Source organism: Acidocella aluminiidurans (genome assembly GCF_055383125.1).
On sequence record NZ_AP031589.1, the window covers coordinates 1,583,014 to 1,608,060 of the forward strand.

General features: G+C 64.7%; 19 protein-coding genes, 3 tRNA genes, 3 rRNA genes and 1 riboswitch. Of the genes, 12 read left to right on the top strand and 13 right to left on the bottom strand.

Annotated elements, in window-relative coordinates:
- Positions 1-63 precede the first annotated feature (63 nt).
- The 10 genes from ACZ46S_RS08040 to cobU form a co-directional block, all read right to left on the bottom strand.
- On the bottom strand, positions 64-1,407 hold the full coding sequence (locus ACZ46S_RS08040) for a tyrosine-type recombinase/integrase (protein ID WP_464064068.1): 1,344 nt from the start codon (positions 1,405-1,407) through the stop codon (positions 64-66).
- A 169-nt stretch (positions 1,408-1,576) separates the two neighbouring features.
- Positions 1,577-1,653 (bottom strand) — tRNA-Met (locus ACZ46S_RS08045).
- 70 nt (positions 1,654-1,723) lie between these two features.
- Positions 1,724-1,838: ribosomal RNA gene (gene rrf / locus ACZ46S_RS08050) — 5S ribosomal RNA — on the bottom strand.
- Between the two features lie 176 nt (positions 1,839-2,014).
- Positions 2,015-4,750: ribosomal RNA gene (locus ACZ46S_RS08055) — 23S ribosomal RNA — on the bottom strand.
- Between the two features lie 512 nt (positions 4,751-5,262).
- Positions 5,263-5,338 (bottom strand) — tRNA-Ala (locus ACZ46S_RS08060).
- A 92-nt stretch (positions 5,339-5,430) separates the two neighbouring features.
- Positions 5,431-5,507: transfer RNA gene (locus tag ACZ46S_RS08065), tRNA-Ile, on the bottom strand.
- Positions 5,508-5,703: 196 nt separating this feature from the next.
- Positions 5,704-7,188 (bottom strand): 16S ribosomal RNA (locus ACZ46S_RS08070).
- The 16S, 23S and 5S rRNA genes sit together here with 3 tRNA genes alongside, the layout of an rRNA operon.
- A 553-nt stretch (positions 7,189-7,741) precedes the next feature.
- Entirely contained in the window at positions 7,742-8,491 is a 750-nt protein-coding gene (locus ACZ46S_RS08075) for an adenosylcobinamide-GDP ribazoletransferase (RefSeq protein WP_464064069.1), read from the bottom strand.
- A complete protein-coding gene (gene cobT, locus ACZ46S_RS08080) occupies positions 8,488-9,510 on the bottom strand; it encodes a nicotinate-nucleotide--dimethylbenzimidazole phosphoribosyltransferase (protein WP_464064273.1) in 1,023 nt (340 codons plus the stop codon). The genes ACZ46S_RS08075 and cobT overlap by 4 nt, the downstream gene beginning before the upstream one ends.
- Before the next feature lie 146 nt (positions 9,511-9,656).
- Positions 9,657-10,154, bottom strand: coding sequence for a bifunctional adenosylcobinamide kinase/adenosylcobinamide-phosphate guanylyltransferase (gene cobU / locus ACZ46S_RS08085; protein ID WP_464064070.1), 498 nt, complete (start codon positions 10,152-10,154; stop codon positions 9,657-9,659).
- 30 nt (positions 10,155-10,184) lie between these two features.
- Between cobU and ACZ46S_RS08090 the strand changes: the two genes are divergently transcribed.
- From ACZ46S_RS08090 to ACZ46S_RS08110, 5 genes are all read left to right on the top strand, one after another.
- Positions 10,185-10,787 carry a histidine phosphatase family protein gene (locus tag ACZ46S_RS08090; RefSeq protein WP_464064071.1) on the top strand — a complete coding sequence of 201 codons (603 nt, stop codon included), beginning with the start codon at positions 10,185-10,187 and terminating at the stop codon, positions 10,785-10,787.
- A complete protein-coding gene (cbiB, locus tag ACZ46S_RS08095) occupies positions 10,784-11,707 on the top strand; it encodes an adenosylcobinamide-phosphate synthase CbiB (RefSeq protein WP_464064072.1) in 924 nt (307 codons plus the stop codon). The genes ACZ46S_RS08090 and cbiB overlap by 4 nt, the downstream gene beginning before the upstream one ends.
- Positions 11,708-11,819: 112 nt before the next feature.
- Positions 11,820-12,788: a threonine-phosphate decarboxylase CobD gene (gene cobD, locus ACZ46S_RS08100; protein ID WP_464064073.1), complete on the top strand. Its 969-nt coding sequence runs from the start codon at positions 11,820-11,822 to the stop codon at positions 12,786-12,788.
- The gene (gene bluB, locus ACZ46S_RS08105) at positions 12,788-13,408 is read left to right on the top strand and encodes a 5,6-dimethylbenzimidazole synthase (RefSeq protein WP_464064074.1); all 621 of its coding nucleotides are present in this window, start codon (positions 12,788-12,790) and stop codon (positions 13,406-13,408) included. The genes cobD and bluB overlap by 1 nt, the downstream gene beginning before the upstream one ends.
- A 69-nt stretch (positions 13,409-13,477) precedes the next feature.
- Positions 13,478-13,906 carry a CHRD domain-containing protein gene (locus tag ACZ46S_RS08110; protein ID WP_464064075.1) on the top strand — a complete coding sequence of 143 codons (429 nt, stop codon included), beginning with the start codon at positions 13,478-13,480 and terminating at the stop codon, positions 13,904-13,906.
- A gap of 67 nt (positions 13,907-13,973) precedes the next feature.
- Here the strand turns inward: ACZ46S_RS08110 and ACZ46S_RS08115 are convergent, their stop codons facing one another.
- Complete coding sequence (locus ACZ46S_RS08115; protein WP_464064076.1) at positions 13,974-15,434, bottom strand: cobyric acid synthase; 1,461 nt, start codon at positions 15,432-15,434, stop codon at positions 13,974-13,976.
- 144 nt (positions 15,435-15,578) lie between these two features.
- On the bottom strand, positions 15,579-16,196 hold the full coding sequence (cobO, locus tag ACZ46S_RS08120) for a cob(I)yrinic acid a,c-diamide adenosyltransferase (RefSeq protein WP_464064077.1): 618 nt from the start codon (positions 16,194-16,196) through the stop codon (positions 15,579-15,581).
- Positions 16,197-16,233: 37 nt separating this feature from the next.
- A riboswitch (cobalamin riboswitch) is annotated at positions 16,234-16,438 on the top strand.
- Positions 16,439-16,520: 82 nt separating this feature from the next.
- Between cobO and ACZ46S_RS08125 the strand changes: the two genes are divergently transcribed.
- Genes ACZ46S_RS08125 through cobJ form a run of 7 tightly spaced genes read left to right on the top strand, consistent with a single transcriptional unit; the run spans position 16,521 to position 24,316 of the window.
- Positions 16,521-16,883 carry a DUF1636 family protein gene (locus tag ACZ46S_RS08125; protein ID WP_464064078.1) on the top strand — a complete coding sequence of 121 codons (363 nt, stop codon included), beginning with the start codon at positions 16,521-16,523 and terminating at the stop codon, positions 16,881-16,883.
- Positions 16,880-17,890 carry a cobalamin biosynthesis protein CobW gene (gene cobW / locus ACZ46S_RS08130; RefSeq protein WP_464064079.1) on the top strand — a complete coding sequence of 337 codons (1,011 nt, stop codon included), beginning with the start codon at positions 16,880-16,882 and terminating at the stop codon, positions 17,888-17,890. Before ACZ46S_RS08125 ends, cobW begins: the two co-directional genes overlap by 4 nt.
- Positions 17,891-17,899: 9 nt before the next feature.
- A complete protein-coding gene (cobN, locus tag ACZ46S_RS08135) occupies positions 17,900-21,139 on the top strand; it encodes a cobaltochelatase subunit CobN (protein ID WP_464064080.1) in 3,240 nt (1,079 codons plus the stop codon).
- Positions 21,136-22,233 (top strand): precorrin-3B synthase, encoded by a 1,098-nt coding sequence (locus tag ACZ46S_RS08140; RefSeq protein ID WP_464064081.1) that lies wholly within the window; start codon positions 21,136-21,138, stop codon positions 22,231-22,233. Before cobN ends, ACZ46S_RS08140 begins: the two co-directional genes overlap by 4 nt.
- Positions 22,233-22,862 carry a precorrin-8X methylmutase gene (locus ACZ46S_RS08145; RefSeq protein WP_464064082.1) on the top strand — a complete coding sequence of 210 codons (630 nt, stop codon included), beginning with the start codon at positions 22,233-22,235 and terminating at the stop codon, positions 22,860-22,862. The genes ACZ46S_RS08140 and ACZ46S_RS08145 overlap by 1 nt, the downstream gene beginning before the upstream one ends.
- Before the next feature lie 3 nt (positions 22,863-22,865).
- Complete coding sequence (gene cobI, locus ACZ46S_RS08150; protein WP_464064083.1) at positions 22,866-23,585, top strand: precorrin-2 C(20)-methyltransferase; 720 nt, start codon at positions 22,866-22,868, stop codon at positions 23,583-23,585.
- Positions 23,582-24,316, top strand: a complete 735-nt coding sequence (cobJ, locus tag ACZ46S_RS08155) for a precorrin-3B C(17)-methyltransferase (RefSeq protein ID WP_464064084.1) — start codon at positions 23,582-23,584, stop codon at positions 24,314-24,316. The genes cobI and cobJ overlap by 4 nt, the downstream gene beginning before the upstream one ends.
- On the opposite strand, the gene ACZ46S_RS08160 is transcribed toward cobJ, so the two are convergent.
- Positions 24,292-25,047 carry a cobalt-precorrin-6A reductase gene (locus ACZ46S_RS08160; protein WP_464064085.1) on the bottom strand — a complete coding sequence of 252 codons (756 nt, stop codon included), beginning with the start codon at positions 25,045-25,047 and terminating at the stop codon, positions 24,292-24,294. The genes cobJ and ACZ46S_RS08160 overlap by 25 nt on opposite strands.

The following is a 25,047-nucleotide window of genomic DNA, read 5'->3' on the forward strand; positions in this document are numbered from 1 at the left end:
CGATCCGCCGAGCGGATCGCTATCTGGCCGGGCCGTCGCCCGGCTTTCCGTCAGTTCCGTTCGCTAATCCGCCCCATCCCCATCCAGTTCCGCACTGCCCTCTCCCGCCTTCCTTGCGCCCTTACCCGCACCAGCTTTTGTCTTGGTTTTCCCGGCCCGCTTGCGCATGACATTGATGGCGGTGGCATCGAGCGTGTTCTTCAGATGAATCGCATAATGCTTCTCGATCATCTCGACCGAGGTGCGGCAGTTTTTGGCAACCTGATAAATATCAGCGCCCTCCATCAGCCGCATGCAGATATAGGTATGGCGCAAACTATAGGCGGTCCGGGCCTTGCCATCCCGGTCCAACTTCAATCCGGTGCGCGCCAGCAGATTATTGAACAGCTTGATGTGATTGCCCGGGAAGACGAGGTCGGTCGGCTTCGGATATTCAGGTGCGGGAGGAGCGGGCGCTTCCCCGCCAATCCTACGCCGCAACTGCCGCTCCCGCCGTGATTCGCCCAACGCCGGCTTAGGCCGCGCCAGCAGCCGCTGGTAAACCCGCACTGCTCCCGGCATGCTCTTGCAATGCCCGACACCGCGCTTACCGCGAACCTCAATCTCCAGAAGCTCCTGTTTGCCGTCGCCCTCAGCAATCGTCACATCCCGATGCTGCAGATTAAACGCCTCATCTGGCCGCAACCCGGTATTGGCCATGAACAGCACGAAGTCATAAACCTGCTCAGCATTCCACTTGAGGTGTGAGCGGAACGGTTCCTTCGCATAAGCCCGCGCCGCCTCGTAAAGCTGCTTATACTCCTCCGGGCTGAACCAGGGCCGGTGGGTGATCTTGCCCTGGCTCCGGTAAGGCGGCGTCAGATCCGGCAGATGCTCCAGCCAGCCATGCCGGATGGCGGTTTTCAGGACCATGCGCAGCGTCACCACCTCATCGTGCAGCGTGCTGCGGGCCGGCGGCTTGGCCTTGGGCTTATGCTGACTTTTGGAGTGAGGGTTGGGCGCGGCATAGCTCGTCATCCGGTGCACGCGATATTCCTGCACCTTACCAGGAGTCACCTTGTCCAACGGCAAGGCCCCAAAGAACGGCAGCAGATGCACCCGCAACCGGATGCCATGGCTCTCAGTCCATTTATCGGACCGCTCGCCCTCGGTAATCACGCCATATTCCTTCAGGAACTGCTCCGCCGCCTTCCTGAAGGTCGGACGGTCATTCAATACGCCCGCTTCGGCCTGGCCGTGCAGTTTGAAGTACCAGCTCTCCGCCGCCTTGGCGGCCAGCTCCTGGCCCTCCTGCTTGGTACTGAATTGCCGCTGCTTACCGCCGACAGACGCCCGCGCCTGCCAGAAGCGGCTATTGCCGCGCTGATAAATCTGAACCTTTCCACCCAACAGCTCGACGGTCGGCATGACACCCCCTTGCGCATAACGCGCTCCGGTTGAGGATCATTGGCAGACCACGACCATAGGCCATCAGGTTTGGGATTTCGAGTTAAATTACCCTAAGACTGCCCTAGGGCTTAGATACGCAAACGGCCCCATGAGAGGGGCCATTGAGCATTGATTTGATTGTAGGATTTGGTTGCGGGACCTGGATTTGAACCAGGGACCTTCAGGTTATGAGCCTGACGAGCTACCGGGCTGCTCCACCCCGCGTCACCGAGTAAAAAACCGCCCTTGGTGTCCCTTGGGCGGTTTTTGTTATTTGGTATTGATAGGCTGGAAGACCTGGCGGCGACCTACTCTCCCGTGCCTTAAGACACAGTACCATTGGCGCTGGGGATTTTCACGTCCGAGTTCGGGATGGGATCGGGTGTAGGCTCCCCGCCAAAGCCACCAGGTCGTCCAGCCTATCAATTTAAGCTGTCGTGGTTGAGGTTTTGGTGCTTTTTTGAGCTGGCTGCTTCAGACTTCGCTAACGCTTTGTCATCAGCAGCTTTGTGTGATCTCGTTTGCTTTTGTCCAAATCAGCTTTTCGTCCGGATGGATGATTGCTGCTTATGGGGTTGGTGAGACGATGTTGAACTCTATCGGGTGATTAGTACCGGTTAGCTTCGCACATTACTGCGCTTCCACACCCGGCCTATTAACGTGGTGGTCTACCACGACCCTCAGGGAGGCCTAGTTTTGAGGTAAGTTTCCCGCTTAGATGCTTTCAGCGGTTATCTTTTCCGTACTTAGCTACCCGGCTGTGCCGCTGGCGCGACAACCGGTACACCAGAGGTACGTCCATCCCGGTCCTCTCGTACTAGGGACAGATCCTCTCAAGCCTCCAACACCCACGGCAGATAGGGACCGAACTGTCTCACGACGTTCTAAACCCAGCTCACGTACCACTTTAATCGGCGAACAGCCGAACCCTTGGGACCTGCTCCAGCCCCAGGATGTGATGAGCCGACATCGAGGTGCCAAACCTCCCCGTCGATGTGGACTCTTGGGGGAGATCAGCCTGTTATCCCTAGAGTACCTTTTATCCGTTGAGCGATGGCCCTTCCATGCGGAACCACCGGATCACTATGGCCGACTTTCGTCTCTGCTCGAGCTGTCACTCTCGCAGTCAGGCGGGCTTATGCCATTGCACTCAACAGCCGATGTCCGACCGGCTTGAGCCCACCATCGCGCGCCTCCGTTACTTTTTGGGAGGCGACCGCCCCAGTCAAACTGCCCACCATGCAGGGTCCCGATCCCGGATAACGGGATTCGGTTAGATATCAGAAGAGTTCAGGGCGGTATTTCAAGGTTGGCTCCACCAGAGCTAGCGCCCCGGGTTCAATGCCTCCCGCCTATCCTACACAGCACTCTCCTAATACCACTGCAAAGTTGCAGTAAAGGTTCATAGGGTCTTTCCGTCTGACCGCGGGTACCCCGCATCTTCACGGGGAATTCAATTTCGCTGAGCCTACGCTGGAGACAGTGGGGAAGTCGTTACGCCATTCGTGCAGGTCGGAACTTACCCGACAAGGAATTTCGCTACCTTAGGACCGTTATAGTTACGGCCGCCGTTTACCGGGGCTTCAATTCAGTGCTTGCACACCTCCTCTTAACCTTCCGGCACCGGGCAGGCGTCAGACCGTATACGTCGTCTCTCGACTTCGCACAGCCCTGTGTTTTTACTAAACAGTCGCTACCCCCTCTTTTGTGCCACCCAATCATGGTTGCCCACAATTGGGTCTCGCTTATCCCGAAGTTACGCGAGTAATTTGCCTAGTTCCTTCAGCATAGTTCTCTCAAGCGCCTTGGTATACTCTACCAGTCCACCTGTGTCGGTTTAGGGTACGGTCTATATGCTAGAGCTATTTCCTGGAATGCTTAAAAAGCCAGATCAATCCAATAAGACCTGACAACATCTCGCATTCGTCACTTCTAGCAGGCACAGGAATATTCACCTGTTTCCCATCGACTACGGCTTTCGCCCTCGCCTTAGGAGCCGGCTCACCCTGCGCGGATTAACCTTGCGCAGGAACCCTTGGACTTACGGCGACAGAGTTTCTCACTCTGTTTGTCGCTACTCATGTCAGCATTCGCACTTCTGATACCTCCAGGACCGGTCACCCGTATCCCTTCGCAGGCCTACAGAACGCTCCGCTACCGCTTGGCTAATGCCAAGCCCACAGCTTCGGTATATGGCTTGAGCCCCGTTACATTTTCGGCGCAGGATTTCTATTAGACCAGTGAGCTATTACGCTTTCTTTAAAGGATGGCTGCTTCTAAGCCAACCTCCTGGTTGTTTTGGAATTCCCACATCCTTTCCCACTTAGCCATAATTTGGGGACCTTAGCTGGTGGTCTGGGCTGTTTCCCTCTCGACGATGGACCTTAGCACCCACCGTCTGTCTGCCGTACAAGTCTCCTGGGTATTCGGAGTTTGGTTAGGTTTGGTAAGTCTTTGGGACCCCCTAGCCCATCCAGTGCTCTACCCCCCAGGGCATACATACGACGATCTACCTCAATAGATTTCGCGGAGAACCAGCTATCTCCAAGTTTGATTGGCCTTTCACCCCTAGCCACAGCTCATCCCCGACTTTTTCAACAGGCGTGGGTTCGGCCCTCCAGTGGGTGTTACCCCACCTTCAGCCTGGCCATGGCTAGATCACTTGGTTTCGGGTCTTCTGCCCGCGACTGAATGCCCTATTCAGACTCGCTTTCGCTGCGCCTACGTCTAACGACTTAAGCTTGCCGCGAACAGAAACTCGCTGACCCATTATACAAAAGGTACGCCGTCACACCAAAAGGTGCTCCGACTGCTTGTAGGCATCCGGTTTCAGGTCTCTTTCACTCCCCTTGTCGGGGTGCTTTTCACCTTTCCCTCACGGTACTTGTCCACTATCGGTCACCAGGGAGTATTTAGGCTTGGAGGATGGTCCCCCCATGTTCAGACAGGGTTTCACGTGCCCCGCCTTACTCAAGTCCTCAAATGTTGCCTTCGCATACGGGGCTATCACCCATATTGCCGGACTTTCCAGACCGTTCTGCTAACGTCATTTGAGGCACTGGCCTGCTCCGCGTTCGCTCGCCACTACTAGCGGAATCTCAATTGATGTCTTTTCCTCCAGGTACTGAGATGTTTCAGTTCCCCGGGTTTGCCTCTCTACCCTATGAATTCAGATAGAGATCTCCTTGCGGAGGGGTTTCCCCATTCGGATATCTTTGGATCAAAACCTGCTCGCGGTTCCCCAAAGCTTTACGCAGCGTGCCACGTCCTTCATCGCCTCCTGGTGCCAAGGCATCCACCGAATGCCCTTTTGTCGTTCAATTCGTTCTCACCACACGCTATCGCATTGAACACACAATAACGCGCTACCCACCATAAACAGGAACCATCCATCGGCGTTCCGGCTCACCCTCCATCATCTCAACATCGCCGCTAGGTACAGCAATCGTCAAAACAACTTCACCAGGCAAACCCAACTTCCAACAGCGTTTGACTGTTAGGCAGATGAGATCACACATGCACTGAACACTCGAACCATCTTGTGTCTCGCTTCAAGCTTACGCTCTCCACGGGTCAGACAACCCAACACAAGAAGCCCGGACCGATCCTCAAGGCCGAAACCCCAAAAATCAATGCGCGCATCCAGATGCACCAAAACCTATTCACCATGACAAAGAACAAATTCGTTCCCGACATTGCAGCTGGGAACAAACATCCAAGCCTCTTCGCCTTGACCTTTTCAGGAACAAGGTAAATCAGCTCGAAACTCGTGCTTACCTGTAACAGACATCCGCGCAAGGCCGCCAAGCCCTGCTCACCACAACCAACCAAATCTGGTGGAGATGGACGGAATCGAACCGACGACCCCCTGCTTGCAAAGCAGGTGCTCTACCAATTGAGCTACATCCCCAGCATGGTATCTGGCCTGGCCGATCCAGACTTCGCAGCAAGCCGCTCCGTCATCGGCAGGCATGGCGTTCTTTCAAACACCACCACCAATCATGGTGGGCCAGGGAGGACTTGAACCTCCGACCCCACGCTTATCAAGCGTGTGCTCTAACCAACTGAGCTACTAGCCCGAGATCTAAAGTCCGCATCGGTTGGTATCGACAAAAACCGACACCGCCGCTGTTACAGGAAAGGGATACGTTGATGGCGCTTCATGACAACATCCGGACAGGATGTGTTGCCTAAATCATCCGATCTAGGTCTTTTTTTCAGGAAAATCCCAAATCAGCCAGCAAAAGCCAGCCAATGCTCAGGATCATATCCTTGAAAGGAGGTGATCCAGCCGCAGGTTCCCCTACGGCTACCTTGTTACGACTTCACCCCAGTCTCTGACCCGACCGTGGTAGGCTACCTCCTTGCGGTTAGCGCACCTACTTAAGGTCAAACCAAATCCCATGGTGTGACGGGCGGTGTGTACAAGGCCCGGGAACGTATTCACCGTGGCATGCTGATCCACGATTACTAGCGATTCCACCTTCATGTACTCGAGTTGCAGAGTACAATCTGAACTGAGATGGCTTTTAGAGATCAGCACGGTATCACTACCTAGCTTCCCACTGTCACCACCATTGTAGCACGTGTGTAGCCCAGGACATAAGGGCCATGAGGACTTGACGTCATCCCCACCTTCCTCCGGCTTGTCACCGGCAGTTCCTCTAGAGTGCCCAACTAAATGATGGCAACTAAAGGCGAGGGTTGCGCTCGTTGCGGGACTTAACCCAACATCTCACGACACGAGCTGACGACAGCCATGCAGCACCTGTGCGGAAGGTCCCTTGCGGGAAAAGTACATCTCTGTACCGGTCCTCCCCATGTCAAATCCTGGTAAGGTTCTGCGCGTTGCTTCGAATTAAACCACATGCTCCACCGCTTGTGCGGGCCCCCGTCAATTCCTTTGAGTTTCAACCTTGCGGCCGTACTCCCCAGGCGGTGTGCTTATCGCGTTAGCTACGACACTGAGAAACTAAGTTCCCCAACATCCAGCACACATCGTTTACAGCGTGGACTACCAGGGTATCTAATCCTGTTTGCTCCCCACGCTTTCGCGCCTCAGCGTCAGTTAAGGACCAGGTTGCCGCCTTCGCCACCGGTGTTCTTTCCAATATCTACGAATTTCACCTCTACACTGGAAATTCCACAACCCTCTTCCTCACTCTAGCTCGCACGTATCAAAAGCAGTCCCCAGGTTGAGCCCAGGAATTTCACTTCTGACTGTACATGCCGCCTACGCGCCCTTTACGCCCAGTCATTCCGAGCAACGCTAGCCCCCTTCGTATTACCGCGGCTGCTGGCACGAAGTTAGCCGGGGCTTATTCTGCAGGTACCGTCATCATCGTCCCTGCCAAAAGTGCTTTACAATCCGAAGACCTTCTTCACACACGCGGCATTGCTGGATCAGGGTTTCCCCCATTGTCCAATATTCCCCACTGCTGCCTCCCGTAGGAGTTTGGGCCGTGTCTCAGTCCCAATGTGGCTGATCATCCTCTCAGACCAGCTACTGATCGTCGCCTTGGTAGGCCTTTACCCCACCAACAAGCTAATCAGACGCAGGCTCCTCCCAAGGCGACTTGCGCCTTTGACCCTCAGGTATCATGCGGTATTAGCAGCAGTTTCCCGCTGTTGTCCCCCACCCCAGGATAGATTCCTACGTGTTACTCACCCGTCCGCCGCTGCCATTGCTGACCGCGCGACTTGCATGTGTTAAGCATGCCGCCAGCGTTCGCTCTGAGCCAGGATCAAACTCTCAAGTTCATCCTACCCAGCGCCTAACCGGCACTAAATATAAATGAAGAAAGCCCTGCTCAAACATGTCGTTCCTCAGTCTTTCAACCAAGAATATTCGAAGCGTTTCTGTACGTAATTTCAAAAGAAATACACAAGACAACGCTTCCAAACGACAGAGGTAAAAACAGAACTTAACCCGACCCTCATATCATCACCTGGATAGTCAAACCACCCAGCAGAGATCAGTAAAACCAATCCCCGGAAACGCCACCAGCGTATCCCTTCCCAGCCTATGCAATTGTCAAAGAGCTAAACCGGAAAATCTCAACCCACAAACCAAAAGGTTCGTAGCAAGGCCATCCAATCTACCCGCCCAAGCGCCTCAGATCAAGTCCGAAGCGCCCGTCGGTGGAGCGGCTTCTAACGCCGACCGACAGCAACTGTCAACGCAGCGTCATCGTCCCGTCATTAGCGGCGAAATCCAGGCTCTCCCTGGGATTGCGGCGGTTTAACCTTTCAAAACGCCGAATTTTGCATCGCAACAAAATAGTTATGCGTTTTTTGCATAGCTAAAAGAGGCTTAAAACCGCCCCACCAGCGCGCAAAACCCGGCCAATTCCGCCAGATTTTGCACCGCCCCCAGCACATCCCCGGTGAAGCCACCAATTTGCCGACGCGCCAGAACCGAAACTCCGGCACTCACCAGCGCCATCGTCAGCACCACCGCGCCCAGATGCGGCAACGCGCAAAGCCCCGCCAGCAGCAGGGCCAGCACCAAGCCCGCCAGCGCCGGCCAACGCCGCAACGCCCCGCCGGCCGCCTGGCCCAACCCGCTCTCCCGCGCGCTTGGCAAAGCCAGCATCACCATCGGCAGCGCGGCGCGGCTCAACGCCCCCAAAGCCGCGAGGCTCAGCCAGGCGCCCGCCGGCGGCAGAGCGGCCAGGCAAGCCGCTTTCACCCCGACCGCCAAAATCAACGCCAGCACGCCATAGCTGCCGATCCGGCTGTCGCGCATAATCTCCAGCTTGCGCACTTTCGTCGCCCCGCCGCCAAAGCCATCGGCCAGATCCGCCAGCCCATCCTCATGCATCGCCCCGGTGAGCAGCGCGCCTGCCCCCAACGCCAGCAGCGCCCCGGCCAGCGGCGGCAGCCCCAGCCGCGCCGCGACGGCGAAAACCAGCCCGGCCAGCCCGCCCACCACCGCCCCCACCAGCGGATAAGCCCAGACGCAATCCGAAAGCGCAGGTGCGCGCGCCAGCGTTCCCATCGGGATCCGGCTCAGCAGCATGAAGGCCAGCCGCAGCTCATCCAGGCGGGCGCGCGGCCTCATGCGTCGGAGACGCCGGCCTCGGCGAAGGTGGACATGCCATTATGCGCCTCCAGCGCCGCGCGCACCACGCCGAGCGCCACCGCCGCGCCGCTGCCCTCGCCCAGCCGCATCCCCAGCGCCAGCAGCGGCGCCTTGCCCAAAGCCGCGAGCAATTTCCGGTGCCCTGGTTCGGCGCCGACATGCCCGGCCAGACAATGATCCAGCGCCCCCTTGGCCTCCGCCTCCAGCACCCCGGCCGCCGCGGTGCAGATGAACCCGTCCAGCAGCACCGGAATCCGCAAGGCCCGCGCCTGCAAAATCGCCCCGCAGATCGCCGCCTGCTCGCGCCCGCCAAAGGCCATCAGCGCCGCCAGCCCCTTGGCCCCTTTGTGCCGCGCCAAGCCCGCCTCGATCGCGCCGATCTTGCGGCCCATCCCGGCAGGGTCCGAGCCCGTGCCCGGTCCCGCCCAATCCTGCGCCACGCCGCCGAAGCAAGAGGCCGCCAGCGCCGCCGCGACGGTGGAATTGCCGATCCCCATCTCCCCCAGCAGCAGAATATCCGCCGCCGGATCCACCGCCGCCGCGCCCCGCGCCATCGCCGCCAGCACCTCGGCCTCGCTCATCGCGGCCGCTTGGGTGAAATCCCCGGTCGGGCGCTCCAGCTCCAGCGCCACCACCGACAAATCCGCCCCCGCGGCCCGGCAGAGCTGGTTGATCGCCGCCCCGCCCGCCTGGAAATTCGCCACCATCTGCACGGTGACCTCCTGCGGATACGGATTCACGCCCTGCGCGCAGACACCGTGATTTCCCGCGAACACCACAGCCTGCGCCTTGGAAATCACCGGCCGCGCCGTCCCCCGCCATCCGGCCAGGAACATCGCCACCTCCTCCAGCCGCCCCAGCGCGCCGGGCGGCTTGGTCAGGCTGTTCTGCCGGGCCAGGGCAGCGGCGGCGGCGGCCTCGTCATAACGCGGCAACGCCGCCAGACGCGCGCGCAATTCAGCGAAGGAGGCAGCGGGAAACAGAGCGTGCGACATCATCATCCAATCAACTTCAAAACAGTCCGGAAAATCTCAGAGACTGTTTCAAAAGTCGCTATGGTGAGTCGTCAAGTGGTGATTTGCGAGCACCGGCGCGCAGCAAATCGCCGCTTGGCGGCCGCCAGAGTGGCTTTTGAAACAGTCTCTTACTTCACCCGCAGCGTATAGCCACACACTGCCAGCCGCACCTCGTCAGCCATTTGCGCCACGCGCTGGTTCAGCCGCCCCTGCGCATCGCGAAACCGCCGCGCCAGCGCATTCTCGGGCACGATGCCCTGCCCGACCTCATTGGTCACCAGCACAATCTCACCGCCGCGCGCCGCCAGCGCCGCCCCCAGCGCCTCGGTCTGCGCCTCGATATCCCGCTCGGCGAACATCAGATTGGAGAGCCACAGCGTCAGGCAATCCACCAGCACCGGCCCGGCAGGGGCCGCTTGCAGCGCCTGGGCCAGTTCCAGCGGCGCCTCCACATCCAGCCAGCCTGCCCCGCGCCTGGCCTTATGCACCGCGATCCGCGCCGCCATCTCCTCATCGAAGGCTTGCGCCGTGGCGATGTAAACCGGCCTGCCGGCGCAGCCGCGAATGCGGGTTTCGGCGTACAGGCTCTTGCCGGAGCGCGCCCCGCCAGTGACGAGTAGGATCATGCCGGGAATCCCAAACACCAAATGCCAGACTTGAAAAGCCCACCCGGCTTTGCGACACGCCAGACCATGCCGCGCCTGCTGCTGATCCGCCACGCCCCCAGCGCCACACCCGCCCTGCTCGCCGGGCGCACGGACGCACCCGCCCTGCTGCCCGGCCGCGACTCCATCGCCCGCGCCCAGGCACGTCTGGCCGCCCTGGCCCCCAACGCGGCGCTGATCTCCAGCCCGCTGCAACGCTGCACCCAGACCGCTGGCGCCCTCTTCCCCAACCGCGCCCCGCGGCTGGAACCCCGCCTGCAAGAGCAGAATTTCGGCGCCTGGGACGGCCAGCCCCTGGCCGAGCTGCCGGATCTCGGCCCCCTGCCCCGCGCCGCCCTTGCCGCGCACCGCCCACCCGGCGGCGAATCCTTCCTGGAGCTCGCCGCCCGCGCCCGCCCGGCGCTGCTGGACCTCACCCAGGATTGCGTCATCCTCACCCATGCCGGCATCATCCGCGCCGCGCTCGGCCTGGCGTTGGGCGATATTCCGCAGGGCCTCGCCTTTTCCATCGCCCCTTTCTCCCTCACCGTGCTGGAGGCGCTGCCCGGCGGCGATTTCGCCATCGCCTGCACCAATCTGGACCTGGGATCATGAGCTTGCACCCGCTCGCCATGGCGCTGGCGCTGGGGCTGGATGCCGCCATCGGCTGGCCGGATGCGGTGTTTCGCGCCATCGGCCACCCGGTCACCTGGTGCGGCGGGCTGATCTCGGCGCTGGAAACACAGCTGAATCACGGCCCGGCCCGGTGGCTGAGAGGTGTCGCCACGGCGCTGCTGGTCATCGCCATCGCCATCTTCTTCGGCGCCGCATTGCAGGCGCTCTCCGGCACGCTGCTCACCGCGCTGCTCGCCTGGCCGCTGCTCGCCGCCCGCTCGCTGCACGAGCATGTCGCCCGCGTCGCCAAACCACTCGCCGCAGGGGACCTGCCCGCCGCGCGCCAGGCCGTCTCGATGATCGTCGGGCGCGATCCGGAGCGGCTGAATGAACGCGGCATCGCCCGCGCCGCGCTGGAGAGCCTGGCGGAAAACAGCTCGGACGGCATCATCGCCCCGCTATTCTGGGGCGCCTTGTTCGGCCTGCCCGGCATCGCCGCCTATAAGGCGATCAACACGCTCGACTCCATGCTCGGCCACCGCACCCCCCGCTATGAAGCCTTCGGCTGGGCCTCGGCGCGCATCGATGATCTCGCCAATCTCCTCCCCGCCCGCCTCACCGCTTTGCTCTTCATCATCACCGCCCCCAACCGCGCCGCCGCCTGGATCGTCACCCGCAACGATGCCCGCCATCACCGCTCCCCCAATGGCGGCTGGCCGGAAGCGGCGATGGCAGGGGCGCTGGGCCTGCGCTTGTCCGGCCCGCGCATTTACGGCAACGAGGCGGCGAACGAACCCTGGATCAACGCCAATGGCCGCGATCCGGGCCCGGACGATATTTACGCGGCCCTCGCCCTCTACCGGCGGGCGCTGATCTTGGCGGCTTCCCTGCTGGGGCTCAGCGCCGCCTTATTGCGCTAGAGCAATGTGTGTTTAGGTTGACGCGCCAACGTCAAAATAAACACATGAAATTGCTCGCTAAAACAAAATTTAGAGCATCAAGCTAAAAGCTTGATGCTCTAGGGAGGATGAGATGAAACGTGACCATGGCGGCAATCTGGACTGGGCGGTGGGCCATTATGGCGGCGCCAAAGAAGAGTGGATCGATCTCTCCACCGGCATCAACCGCGTCCCCTACCCTGTCCCGGCGATCAGCCCGGCGGCCTGGAGCGCCCTGCCCACCGCCAGCGCCACCGCGAGGCTGATCACCGCCGCGCGCACGGCCTTCAACACCAACGGCGCGGTGCTGCCCTTGGCCGGGGCGCAGGCGGCGATCCAGCTGATGCCGCTGCTCTCCAAACCCGGCACCGCGAAAATCATGTCCCCCACCTATAATGAGCACGCGGCGGCGCTGCGCGCTCTGGGCTGGCAGGTGGTGGAAGCCGCCACCGCGGAGGACACCGAAGGCGCCGACCTCGCCGTGGTGGTCAATCCCAACAACCCGGATGGCCGCCATTACCAGCCCGCCGCTTTGCTGGCGCTGCTGCCCAAGGTCGGCCGGCTGGTGGTGGATGAAAGCTTCGGCGACCCCTACCCGGCAAATTCCCTCGCCCCGCAGGCCGGGCGCGAGGGTCTGGTGGTACTGCGCTCCTTCGGCAAATTCTACGGCCTGGCCGGCATGCGGCTCGGCTTCGCCTTGGGCGGCGAGGCGGACATCGCCACCCTCTCCCAGCTCGCCGGCCCCTGGCCGGTCTGCGGCCCGGCTTTGGAGCTGGGCGCGACAGCCCTGGCCGACAAAGCCTGGGCCGCGGCCACCACCGCCCGGCTGCTGGCCGAAATTCCCCGCATGGACGCGCTGGCCGCGCAAGCCGGCTGGAGCGTGGTCGGCGGCACCTGCCTGTTCCGGCTCTATGAGACGCCCGACGCCCAGGCCGCCCAGGCGAAGCTGGCGCGCACCCATATCTGGTCGCGCATCTTCCCCTATTCCGCGCGCTGGATCCGCCTCGGCATGCCCGGCAACGACGCCGAATGGGCACGCCTCGCAGCCGGCTTGCGCGGCTGATGGAATTCACCACCCAAGACGCGGCCATTCTGGAGCGCATCATGCTCTGGCGCCGCGATGTCCGGCATTTCCGCCCCGACCCGGTGCCGGAGGATGTGCTGGCCCGGCTGCGCACGGCCATGGACCATGCCCCTTCCGTCGGCAATGCCCGCCCCTGGCGGGTGATCCGGGTGGAAGACGCAGCCTTGCGCGCCGCCGTGCGCGCCGAATTCACCCGCTGCAATAACAACGCCGCCGCCACCTACGAGGGCGAGCAGGCGCAGGCCTACGGCAGGCTGAAACTGGCCGGGCTGGACGCCCCGGTGCAGCTCGCGGTGTTCACCGAGACCGACCCCAAGGCCGGCCACCGCCTCGGCCGCGCCACCATGGAACTCACCCTGCAGCAATCCACCGCGATGGCGATCTTCGCGCTCTGGCTGGCGGCGCGGGCGGAAAATCTCGGCCTCGGCGCGGTCTCCATCCTGGAGCCGGCGGTGATCGAACGGCTCTTCGCCGTCCCCGCCCATTGGGAGTTCGCCGGTTATCTCTGCCTCGGCCACCCCGCCTTCATGGACGACACCCCGCTGCTGCACCGTGCGGAGTGGCAACAAAATACGCCGACCCTCTGGGAGACCCGTTAAAACCACATAATCGCCTGCTTATATGCGTCTCGCGGTGTTCCGCCGCCTATAATCCAGGAGACCAGTCCCATGTTCATGCCCTCTCGCGCCAGCCTCGCCGGCGCCGCCGCCTTGCTGCTCGCCGCCGCCCCGCTCGCCCAGGCGAAAACCGTGTCCATCTCCGGCCAGTTCGCCGCCGAAGGCAGCGCCACCAGCCAGCCGAGCGGCCATGTCACCGGCAGCTTCGACACCGTCACCCGCAAGCTGACCTACAAGATCACCTATCACGGCCTCAGCGGCCCGGTGAAAGCCGCGCATTTCCACGGCCCCGCCGCCCCCGGCCAGAATGCCGGCGTGCTGCTGCCGATCCCCGGCCCCTACCATACCGGCATGCACGGCACCCTGACCGCGAACGACGCCACCACCAAGGCGCTGCTCGCCGGCCAGACCTATGTGAATCTGCACACCGCGAAATACCCGATGGGCGAAGCCCGCGCCCAGATCAGCGTCGGGCAGTAAGGCTACGAACGTCATGGGGGGAGTTTTTGAAAAAACTCCCCCCATGCCCCCAAAAACTTTTGCGCCTTTAGGTCCCAGCCAGGCCCAGCAGCCCGGGCACGTCCAGATGCGCCTCCAGATGCTCAGCCAAGCCATCCAAAGCCGCTTCCACCGCCGCGCCATGGTCGCGCAGCGTCACCTGCGCCCCCAGCCCGCGCAGAAACGCCGCCCTGAACGCATCCGCCTGAAACAGCCCGTGCAGATAGCTGCCCATCACCAGCCCATCTTCTGAAACCGCCCCCTCCGGCCGCCCGGCGATCCTTGCGAAGGGCCGCGCGCAATCCGCCCCCGCGCTGCGGCCGAGATGGATTTCATACCCCGCCACCGCCAGCCCGCTGCCCACATGCTCTGCCCGCACCAGCCCCAGCTGCTTGCGCGCATCCATCACCGTGGAAACCTCCAACAGCCCCAGCCCCGGCATCGTCCCCGCCGCGCCCTCCAGACCGTCCGGATCGGCAATCTCCCTCCCCAGCATCTGATAGCCGCCGCACAGCCCCAGAATCCGCCCGCCCCGCCGCCGATGCGCCGCCAGGTCGATCTCCCAGCCCTGAGCGCGCAAAAACGCCAGATCCCCGCGCGTGGATTTGCTCCCCGGAATGATCACCAGCGCCGCATCGCCAGGGATCGCCTGGCCCGGCTCCACCAGCACCAGCTCCACCCCCGGCTCGGCCCGCAGCGGATCGAGATCGTCGAAATTCGCAATCCGCGACAGCGCCAGACAGGCGATCTTCACCGCCCCCGCCCCCGCCGCCACCGGCCGCGTCCGGCGCAGATCCTGCGCATCCTCGCCCGGCAAAATCGCAGCGTTCGAAAACCAGGGAACCACCCCAAACCCCGGCCAGCCGGTATGATTCCGGATGAATTCATAACCGGAATCGAATAATCGCGGATCGCCCCGGAATTTGTTGACGATAAACCCCTTCACCAACGCCGCATCGTCCGGCGCCAGCACCGCCCGGGTGCCGACCAGCTGCGCGATCACCCCGCCCCGGTCGATATCCCCCACCAGCACCACCGGCACCCCGGCCGCCTGGGCGAAGCCCATATTGGCGATGTCGCCCTCGCGCAGATTGACCTCCGCCGGACTGCCCGCCCCTTCGACGATCACCACATCATAAGCCGCCCGCAGCCGCGCGAAACTCTCCAGCACCGCCGGCAGCAGCGTCGCCTTATAGGCCCCGTAATCGCGCGCCTTCAGCGTCGCCACACGCTGCCCGCACAAAATCACCTGCGACCCGCTCTCCGATTCCGGCTTCAACAACACCGGATTCATGTCGGTATGCGGGGCCAGCCCGCAGGCCAGCGCCTGCAAGGCCTGCGCCCGACCGATCTCGCCGCCATCCGCGCTCACCGCCGCGTTGTTGGACATGTTCTGCGGCTTGAAAGGCGCCACGCTGAGCCCCCGCCGCCGCACCGCCCGGCACAGCCCCGCCACCAGCAAGGATTTGCCGACATTCGAGCCGGTGCCCTGCAGCATCACCGCCGCCATCATGAGTTCCTTTCAAAATTCGCCAGGCCGAGCCGGATGGTGGTGGTTTGCGAGCACCGGAGCGGAGCGTACGTTAAGTACGTGAGCACCGGCGCGCAGCAAAGCGCCGCCAGCCGGCCGGCATCGCGGATTTGGGAAGGAACTCTAAAATTCCACACCTTTCTGCGCCTTGATCCCCTCCTTGAAGGGATGCTTCACCGCCGCGATCTCGCTGACCAGATCCGCCGCCTCGATCAGCCCTGGCGGCGCATTGCGCCCGGTCAGCACCACATGCGTCATCGCCGGCTTCTGCGTCAGCAGAAACGCCACCACCTCATCCGCATCCAGATAGCCGTAGCGCAGCGCGATATTGATCTCATCCAGCAGCACCAGCCGGATGCGCTCATCCACTATCAGCGCCTTCGCCTTTTCCCATCCGGCCCGTGCCGCCGCGATGTCGCGCGCCTTATCCTGCGTCTCCCAGGTGAAGCCCTCGCCCATCGCGTAAAACTGGCAGAGACCGGCGAAATGCGTGGTCAGCAGCCGCCGCTCCCCGGTATCCCAGGCGCCTTTGATGAACTGCACCACCGCGCAGGGCATTTCATGCGCGATGCAGCGCAGCACCATGCCGAATCCGGAGGAGGATTTGCCCTTGCCCGGCCCGGTATGGACGATGATCAGCCCTTTCTCGCCGGTCTTGCCCGCCATCATTTTCGCCCGCGCCGCCTTGATCCGCGCCATCTTCTCGGCATGGCGGGTGGCATCGTCTGGCGGGATGGACATGGCTGCTCTCCTTGACTCTGTCCCTCACATGCGGCCTCTTGCCGGGGATCGTACTGGTGCCTGGCTTATGTCAGGCCAAAAGGGAATGCGATAGGGGTTCGCCCCGAAGCGCAGCCGCCCCCGCGACCGTGACCGGAGAGGGCCACGATGCCACTGGCGCAAGCCGGGAAGGCGGTGGCCCGCAGGGTTTGCCCAAACCCCTATCCGCAAGCCGGGAGACCTGCCAGCACGGAAGTTTCACGAGCGGACGGGGTGTGCCGCGGCAGGTGATTTGCGCTCGCGCGCGTCCCTATGCCATCGCCCCGCCGCAGCTTTGAGGGTTGCATGGGCGTTATTCTGCATGTCTGCACCACCTGCCGGGCCGGGCAGCCTTTGGTCGAGGGCGCGCCCTGCGCCGGGGCGCGCATCGGGGCGGCGATCGGCGCGCTGCCCACGCCCGAAGGGGTGACGGTAAAGCCGGTGGAATGTCTCTCCGCCTGTAAATTCGGCCCCACCATCGCCCTCTCCGGGCCGGATCGCTGGTCCTATCTCTACGGCCCGGTCAGCGAAGCCGATGCCGGGTTGATCCTGGATTACGCCGCCGCCTTCGCCGCCACCCCGGATGGCATCGTGCCCTGGCGCGAGCGGCCCTCTCTGTTCCGCAAAAACGTCATCGCCCGCCTGCCCGCCCCGGAGACCCCCAAATGAGCGATCTCGCGAAAATCCCCGTCACCATCGTCACCGGCTTTCTCGGCGCCGGCAAAACCGCGCTGATCCGCCATCTCCTCGCCAATCCCGGCGGCAAACGCCTGGCGGTGCTGGTGAATGAGTTCGGCGCCCTGGGGGTGGATGGCGAGATTCTGCGCGGCTGCGCGGATGAGAACTGCCCGGAAGAGGCGATCCTGGAACTCGCCAATGGCTGCATCTGCTGCACCGTGGCGGATGAATTCATCCCGACCATGGAGCGTCTGCTGGCGCTGGAGAAAAAGCCCGACCATATCCTCATCGAAACCTCCGGCCTGGCGCTGCCCAAGCCGCTGTTGAAAGCCTTCGACTGGCCGGCGATCCGCTCGCGCGTCACCGTCGATGGGGTGGTGGCGATGGCGGATGCGGAAACCGTCGCCGCCGGGCAATTCGCGCCGGATGAAGGCCGCAATGGCCGCACCCACGACACCCCGCTCTCGGAAGTGTTCGGCGACCAGATGGCCTGCGCCGATCTGATCCTGCTCTCCAAGGCCGATCTGGCCGGGCCGGAAAAAATCGAAGCCGCCCGCGCGATGGTGGCGAAAACCCTGCCCCGGCCGGTGCCGATGCTCCCGATCACCGACGGCGTCATCGATGCGAAAATCCTGCTGGGCCTGGACGCCAAGGCGGAGGATGATGTCGATCAGCGCCCCTCCCATCATGACGGCCAGGCGGCGCATGAGCATGATGATTTCGCCACCATCGTCATCGATCTGCCCGAGCAGGAGGACGCCGCCCCCTTGCTGGCGAAAATCGAAGACCTGGCCCGGGCGCAGAAGATTTTGCGGATGAAGGGGCATGTCGCGATCAAGGGCAAGCCGATGCGGCTGCTGGTGCAGGCGGTCGGCGCACGGGTGCGCAGCCAGTTCGACAAGCCCTGGGGCAGCGCGCCCCGTGCCTCGCGGCTGGTGGTGATCGCCGAGCGCGGCGATCTGCGCGCGGCGGCATTGCGCGCCGCTCTGGGGGCGTAACGCGCCGCCATGCATATCGTCTTCCGCGAAAGCCACGGGCTGGAGGAGGCGGAGACCCCGCAGGATCTCGGGCAGTCGCCCGGCGAGATCGCGGTGCTCTCCTTCTCGGACAGCGATCTCGGCGCCTTCGCGGCGGGCTGGCGCGGGGCGCGGGCCAGAGGGCTGCGCCTGCCCAGCCTGCGCCTGGCCAATCTGGCCCGGCTTCGCCACCCGGTTTCGGTGGATGTGTATCTGGAACAGACCTTGTCCACGGCAAAGGCCGTGCTGGTCCGGCTGATCGGCGGCGAGGGCTATTGGGCTTACGGGCTGGAAGGGCTGCGGGAGCTGGCGGCCCGCACCGGCCTGAAACTGGCGGTACTGCCCGGCGATGGCCGGCCGGATGCGACACTGGCCGGGTTTTCCACGGTATCAGCCGAAGCCCTGGCCGCGCTGGGCCGGCTGTGCGAGGCCGGCGGGCCGGAAGCGGCACTCGGCGCGCTCACCCTGCTGGGGCGCGAGGCCGGGCTGAGCGCGCAGGACGCCCCCCCGCCCGCGCCGCTGCCGGAATGCGGCATCTACCATCCCGCAACCGGCATCGTCGCGGCGTTTGAACCGGGCGGCCCGCCGCGCGTGCCGGTGCTGTTCTACCGCTCTTATCTCGCCGCTTGGGACATGGCGGCGGTGGACGGGCTGATTCTGGCGCTGCATGATGCGGGCCTCGATTCCTACGGGATTTTCGTGCCCTCGCTGAAAGCCCCGGCGGCGGCGGGCTTTGTCGCCGCGCATCTGGCCGCCTGCCGCCCCGACGCCATCGTCAACGCCACCGCCTTTTCGGCGGCTGGCGAGGATGGCGCCACGGCGCTGGACGGGCCGGGCGTGCCGGTGTTCCAGGTGGCGCTCTCCACCGCACGGCAGGAGGATTGGGCGGCCTCGGCGCGCGGCCTCTCCCCGGCGGACCTCGCCATGCATGTCGCGCTGCCGGAGATTGACGGGCGGCTTTTCCTCGGCGTCATCAGTTTCAAAGCCGCCAGCGTCTATGACGAGGAATTGCAATTCGCCCGGATGCTGCATCAGCCGGATGCAGCGCGCCTCAAAGCCGCCGCCGCGCGGGTGGCCAGCTGGGTACAGCTTGGCAGCTCCATCCCCCAGACCGGCCTGTTCGCGCTGATCCTCTCCACCTATCCCGGCCGGCCGGACCAGATGGCGCATGCGGTGGGGCTGGACGCGCTGCAAAGTGCCAATGAAATTCTCGGGATTTTGCAGGAAGCCGGATATTATACCGCGCCGCTGGCGGAGCTGCCCCAGCGTCTCAAAACCAGCAGCATAAGCTGGCCCCTGGCGGCCTACAGAGACGCGTTGCAGACGCTTCCTGCCTCATTGCAAACCGCGCTGGAGGCAGGCTGGGGCGCGCCGGAGGCTGACGCGCTGGCGCAAAACGGCGATTTTCATTTTCCCGTGGTGCAGTCAGGCAGTGTTCTGATCGCCCTGCAACCCGAGCGTGGCCGGGCGCAAGGGCGCGAGGATGAATATCACGATCTCTCCGCCATCCCCTGCCATGCCTATGTCGCCTTCTATCTCTGGCTGCGCGCGCAAAATATCGACGCGCTGATCCATCTCGGCGCGCACGGCACGCTGGAATGGCTGCCGGGCAAGAGTGTGGCGCTTTCGGAGACGTGCTGGCCGGAAGCGCTGACCGGGGCGCTGCCGGTCATCTACCCGTTCATCGTCAATGACCCCGGCGAGGCCGCGCAGGCGAAGCGGCGCCTCGGCGCGGTGACGATCGGCCATCTCCCCCCGCCACTGGCGGACGCCGTGGTGCCGGAACATCTCACCCGGCTGGAGACGCTTTTGGACGAATACGCCACCGCCGAAGGGCTGGACCCGGCCAGGCGGACCCGGCTGATCACCGCCATCCGCGAAGAAGCCCAGGCGCGCGGGGTGGAGCGCGATCTCGGCCTGGCGCGGGACGCCTCCCTGGCCGAGGCGATCACCCGGATCGACCGGTTTGTCTGCGATCTGAAGGAAAGCCGCTTCGGCGACGGGCTGCATGTCTTCGCCACCGGCGCCTGCGGGGCGCAGGAGCGCGCCGGGCTGCTGGCCGCCCTGGCCGGGGCCCGGGTGGCGCCAGGCCCCTCCGGCTCGCCGGCGCGCGGCCGGACGGATGTGCTGCCCACCGGGCGCAACATGTTCGCGCTGGACCCGCGCGCCGTGCCCACCCGCGCGGCCCACGCGCAAGGGGTGAAGCTGGCCGAGGAAATCCTGCGCCGGCATCTGCAGGAGCAAGGCGACTGGCCGAAAAGCCTGCTGGTCGATCTCTGGGGCTCGGCGACGATGCGCACCGCCGGCGAGGAATTCGCCATGGCCCTGCACCTGGCCGGGCTCGCCCCGCTTTGGGAGGAGAGCGGCCGGGTCTCGGGCTTCGAGATCCTGCCCCCAGCACTGCTCGGCCGCCCGCGCATCGATGTGACGCTGCGCCTCTCCGGCCTGTTCCGGGACGTGTTCTCCCATCTCGCCCAGCTTTTCGCCGCCGGGGCGCAGGCGCTGGCCGCGCGCGAGGAAGCGCCGGGCGAAAACCCCTATATCCACGAAACCCCGCGCATCTTCGCCCCGCGCCCCGGCCAGTACGGGCTGCAAATGGGCGAGGCGCCGACGATCTTCACCGAAGAGGCCCGGGCCGCCGCCGGAGAGGCCTGGCTGGCGGGGGCGAGCTGGTCGATCGGCACGGATGGCATCGCCCAGGAAACCCCCGAGGCGCTGCGCGCGCGTCTGGCGGGCATGGATGGTTTCGTGCATGCCCAGGACCTGCCGGAGACGGATCTGCTGCTCGCCGCCGATTACGCGGCGCAGGAGGGCGGCATCGTCGCCGCGCTGGCACAGATGGGGCTGAACGCGCCGCCGCTCTATCATCTGGACAGCACCAGGCCGGAAGCCCCGCGCGCCCGGCTGCTGGGCGAGGAAATCGCCCGGGTGGTGCGCGCCCGTGCCGCCAACCCGGCCTGGGTGGCGGGGATGCTGCGCCACGGCTTTCGCGGCGGGGCGGAGCTGGCGGCGACCCTCGACCATCTCGCCGCCTTCGCCAACCTCACCCGCGACGTGCCCGGGCATCTGTTCGACCTCTATTTCGCCGCCACGCTGGGCCAGCCGGAGGTGGTGGCGTTCATGGAGGCGCAAAACCCCGCCGCCCTGGCGCGGCTGCGCGATGTCTTCACCCGGCTGCGCGACGCCGGGCTGTGGGCGACGCGCAATAACGAAATTCTGGCGGCTTTATGAGCGGGACGGTGAAAGGCTGGTGCCCCGGCGCGCATCGGCCGATGCAGGCGGCGGACGGGCTGATCCTGCGCATCCGCCCGCCTTTGGGGCGGCTGAGCGCGGCGCAGGCGCAAGGGCTGGCGGCGCTGGCGCGGGCCGAGGGGCAAAGCCATCTGGCGCTGACCTCGCGCGCCAATCTGCAATGGCGCGGGGTTAAATCGCAGCGCTACGAAATCGTCATGGCGGGTCTGGAGGCGCTGGGTCTGCTGGATGCGGACGCGGCCCAGGAACAGGCACGCAACATCCTGCTCACCCCCTTCTGGCGGGACGGCGACGGCACGCTGGAATGGGCCGAAGAGCTGACCGCCGCCTTGCCGGATTTCCCCCGCCTGCCGGGCAAGTTCGGCTTCGCCCTCGATACCGGCCCAGCCCCTGTCCTGACCGCCATCTCCGCCGATATCCGGCTGGAGCGCGACGAGGCGGGCGGGCTGCTGGTGCGTGCCGATGGCGCGGCGCTGGGCGAGGCGGTGACGGCGCAAACCGCGATTCCGGCGATGCGCCGCCTAGCGGCGTGGTTTCTCGCCCAAGGCGGCGCGCCGGGCGGGCGCGGGCGGATGCGCGGGCTGCTGCGCAGCGGCGCCCTGCCGCCAGGGCTGAACGCCGCCCCCGCCGCAACAACCAGCCAAATACCGCCCCTGGCCAGCTTTGCCTTTGGCGAGCTGCCGGTGGAAAGCCTCGCCGCGCTGGCCGGGCTCAGCCCGGAGCTGCGGCTCACCCCCTGGCGCGCCCTCTATCTGCCGGGTCTCACGGCCTTGCCCGCCCTGCCGGGGCTGATCGGCGCGGATGACCCGTTGCAGCTTATCTTCGCCTGCACCGGCGCGCCTTGCTGCGCCGAGGGCTTCGCCCCCACCCGCGCTCTGGCCAGCACCCTCGCCGCGCATCTGCCCCCGGGAAAAACCCTGCATGTCTCGGGCTGCGGCAAGCTGTGCGCGCATCCGGGAAAATGTGATTTCACCCTCATCGCCGGCCCTGACGGGTTTCACCTGAATGACGGGCCGGGGCTTGACCCGGCGGCGCTGCTCAGCCACCCCCGGCGGGTCTTTGGAACGCCGTAATGCCGCATCTCTATGAAACCGATGGCGCCGCCATCTACCGCCACTCCTTCGCCACCATCAGGGCGGAGGCGGATCTCGCCCGCTTCTCCGCCGCCGAGGAGAGCGTGGTGGTGCGGATGATCCATGCGCTGGGGCTGGTCGGGCTGGAGGCGCATGTGGGCTTCACCCCCGGTATGGTCGAGGCGGCGCGGGCCGCCTTGCGGCAGGGCGCGCCGATTCTCTGCGATGCGCGGATGGTCAGCGAGGGCATCACCCGCCCGCGTCTGCCCGCCAATAACCGCATCATCTGCACGCTGCAGGATGAGCGCGTGCCGGCGTTAGCCAAACAGATGGGCAATACCCGCAGCGCCGCTTCGCTCGAACTCTGGCGGCCGGAGCTGGCCGGCGCGGTGGTGGCGATCGGCAATGCGCCGACGGCTTTGTTCCATCTGCTCAACATGCTGGAAGACCCTGCCTGCCCGCGCCCGGCGGCGATCATCGGCTGCCCGGTCGGCTTCGTGGGCGCCGCCGAATCCAAGGCCGCCCTGATGGCGGCCCCGCCCTGCCCGGCGCTGAGTGTCGCCGGGCGGCTCGGCGGCTCGGCGGTGACGGTGGCGGCGATCAACGCCATCGCCAGCACGGCGGAATAGGATATGGGCAAGATCATCTGCGCCGGCCTGGGGCCGGGCGATCCGGATTTGATGAGCCTGCGCGCTGCCAAGGCGGTACAGGGCGCGGCCTATATCGCCTATTTCCGCAAGGCCGGGCGGCCAGGCCAGGCGCGGCGCATCGTGCAGGGCATGCTGGCCCCGGGCTGCGTGGAATATGCGATGGAATATCCCGTCACCACCGAGCTGCCCGCCGACAGCCCCGAATATATCGCCGCCCTGCACGGATTTTACGAGGATTGGGCGGCGCGGCTGGAAGCGCTGGCGCGCGACCGCGACATCGTCGTGCTGTGCGAGGGCGATCCGTTTTTCTACGGCTCCTTCATGCATCTGCATGTGCGGCTGCAGGGCAAACTCGAAATCGAGGTGATCCCCGGCATCACCGGCATGTCCGGCTGCTGGACTGCCACCGGCACGCCGATCACCTGGGGCAATGACATCCTCACCATCCTCCCCGGCACGCTCCCACAGGCGGAGCTGGCCCGGCGCATGGGCGAGAGCGATGCCTTCGTGGTGATGAAAACCGGCCGCAATCTGCCGAAAATCCGCGCCGCCCTGGCGGATGCCGGGCGGCTTGAGGAGGCGGTTCTGGTGGCGCACGGCACCAGCGCCCAGCAGCGCATCGCGCGGGTTGCGGAAATGCAGGAGGGGGACTGCCCGTATTTCGCGATCGTGCTCGCCCATGGCGGGCGCAACCGGGCATGAGCGGCTGGCTCGCCATTGCCGGGCTGGGGCCGGGGGATGCAGCGTTGATCACCCCGGAGGTGAGCGCCACGCTGGCGCAGGCGAGCGATGTGCTCGGCTATATCCCTTACGTGGCGCGCATCGCCCCGCGCCCGGGGCTGGCCCTGCACCCGTCCGATAATCGCGAGGAGCTGGCACGGGCCCGCCACGCGCTGCGCCTGGCGCAGGCGGGGGGAAGGGTGGTGATCGTCTCCTCCGGCGATCCCGGCGTGTTCGCGATGGCGGCGGCTGTGTTCGAGGTGCTGGAAGAGGAGCCGGGCTGGGCCGGGCTGGAGATCCGCGTGCTGCCCGGCATCACCGCCATGCTCGCCGCCGCCGCCAAAGCGGGCGCGCCTTTGGGGCATGATTTCTGCGCGATCAATCTCTCCGATAATCTGAAACCCTGGCCCGTGATCGAAAAACGTCTGCGGCTGGCGGCACAGGCGGATTTCGCCATGGGCTTCTATAATCCGCGCTCGAAATCCCGGCCCGAAGGGTTTGGCCGCGCGCTTTCGGTGCTGCGCGAGGAATGCGAGCCGGAAAGGCTGATGATTTTCGCCCGCGCGGTGAGCACGCCGGAAGAGCGGATCAGCGTGGTCACGCTGGCCGAGGCGACGCCGGAAATGGCGGATATGCGCAGCATCGTGCTGCTCGGCAACAGCCAGACGAAACGCGTTGGCCGCTTCGTCTACACCCCGCGTTCGGCGCCATGAGCGAGCCAGGCCAGCACCTCCTCCGGGCTTTGCACCGTCAAGCGCGCGGGCAGCGCCGGGCGCTCGACCATCAGGATTTTGATCCCCAGCGCCCGCGCCGCCTCCAGCTTGGCGGATGCCCCCGCCCCGCCGGCATTCTTGGCGACGAGATGGGTGATGCGATGGGTGCGCAGCAGCGCCAGATCATTCGCCAGGCTGAACGGGCCGCGATCGATCACGCAGGCGCAATCGGCGAAAGGCGGCGGGGTGATCGGCGCATCCACCAGCCGCAGCAGATAAAAATGCGCCTGGCGGGCGGCGAAGAGATCAAGATTTTGCTTGCCGATGGCCAGGAACACGCGCGCGGGGCTCATCGGCAGCGCGGCGGCGGCATCCTCCAGCGTGGCGAGGCTTTGCCACGTATCGCCGGGTGCCGCCTGCCAGGCCGGGCGTTCCAGGGCGATCAGCTTCACCCCGGTTGCCGCACAGGCTGCGATGGCGTTGCGGCTCATCCGCGCGGCGAAAGGGTGGGTGGCGTCGATCAGATGGGTGATGCCCTGGGCGCGCAGATAATCCGCCAGCCCCGCCACCCCGCCAAAGCCGCCAATGCGGGTGGGGATCGGCTGCGGCCGGGGTGCTTCGGTACGCCCGGCATAGGAGAAAATCGCGCGCAGCCCGGCCTCGGCCAAAGCCCGCGCCATCTGGCTGGCTTCACTGGTGCCGCCGAGCAGCAATATGGTCGGGCCTTGCAT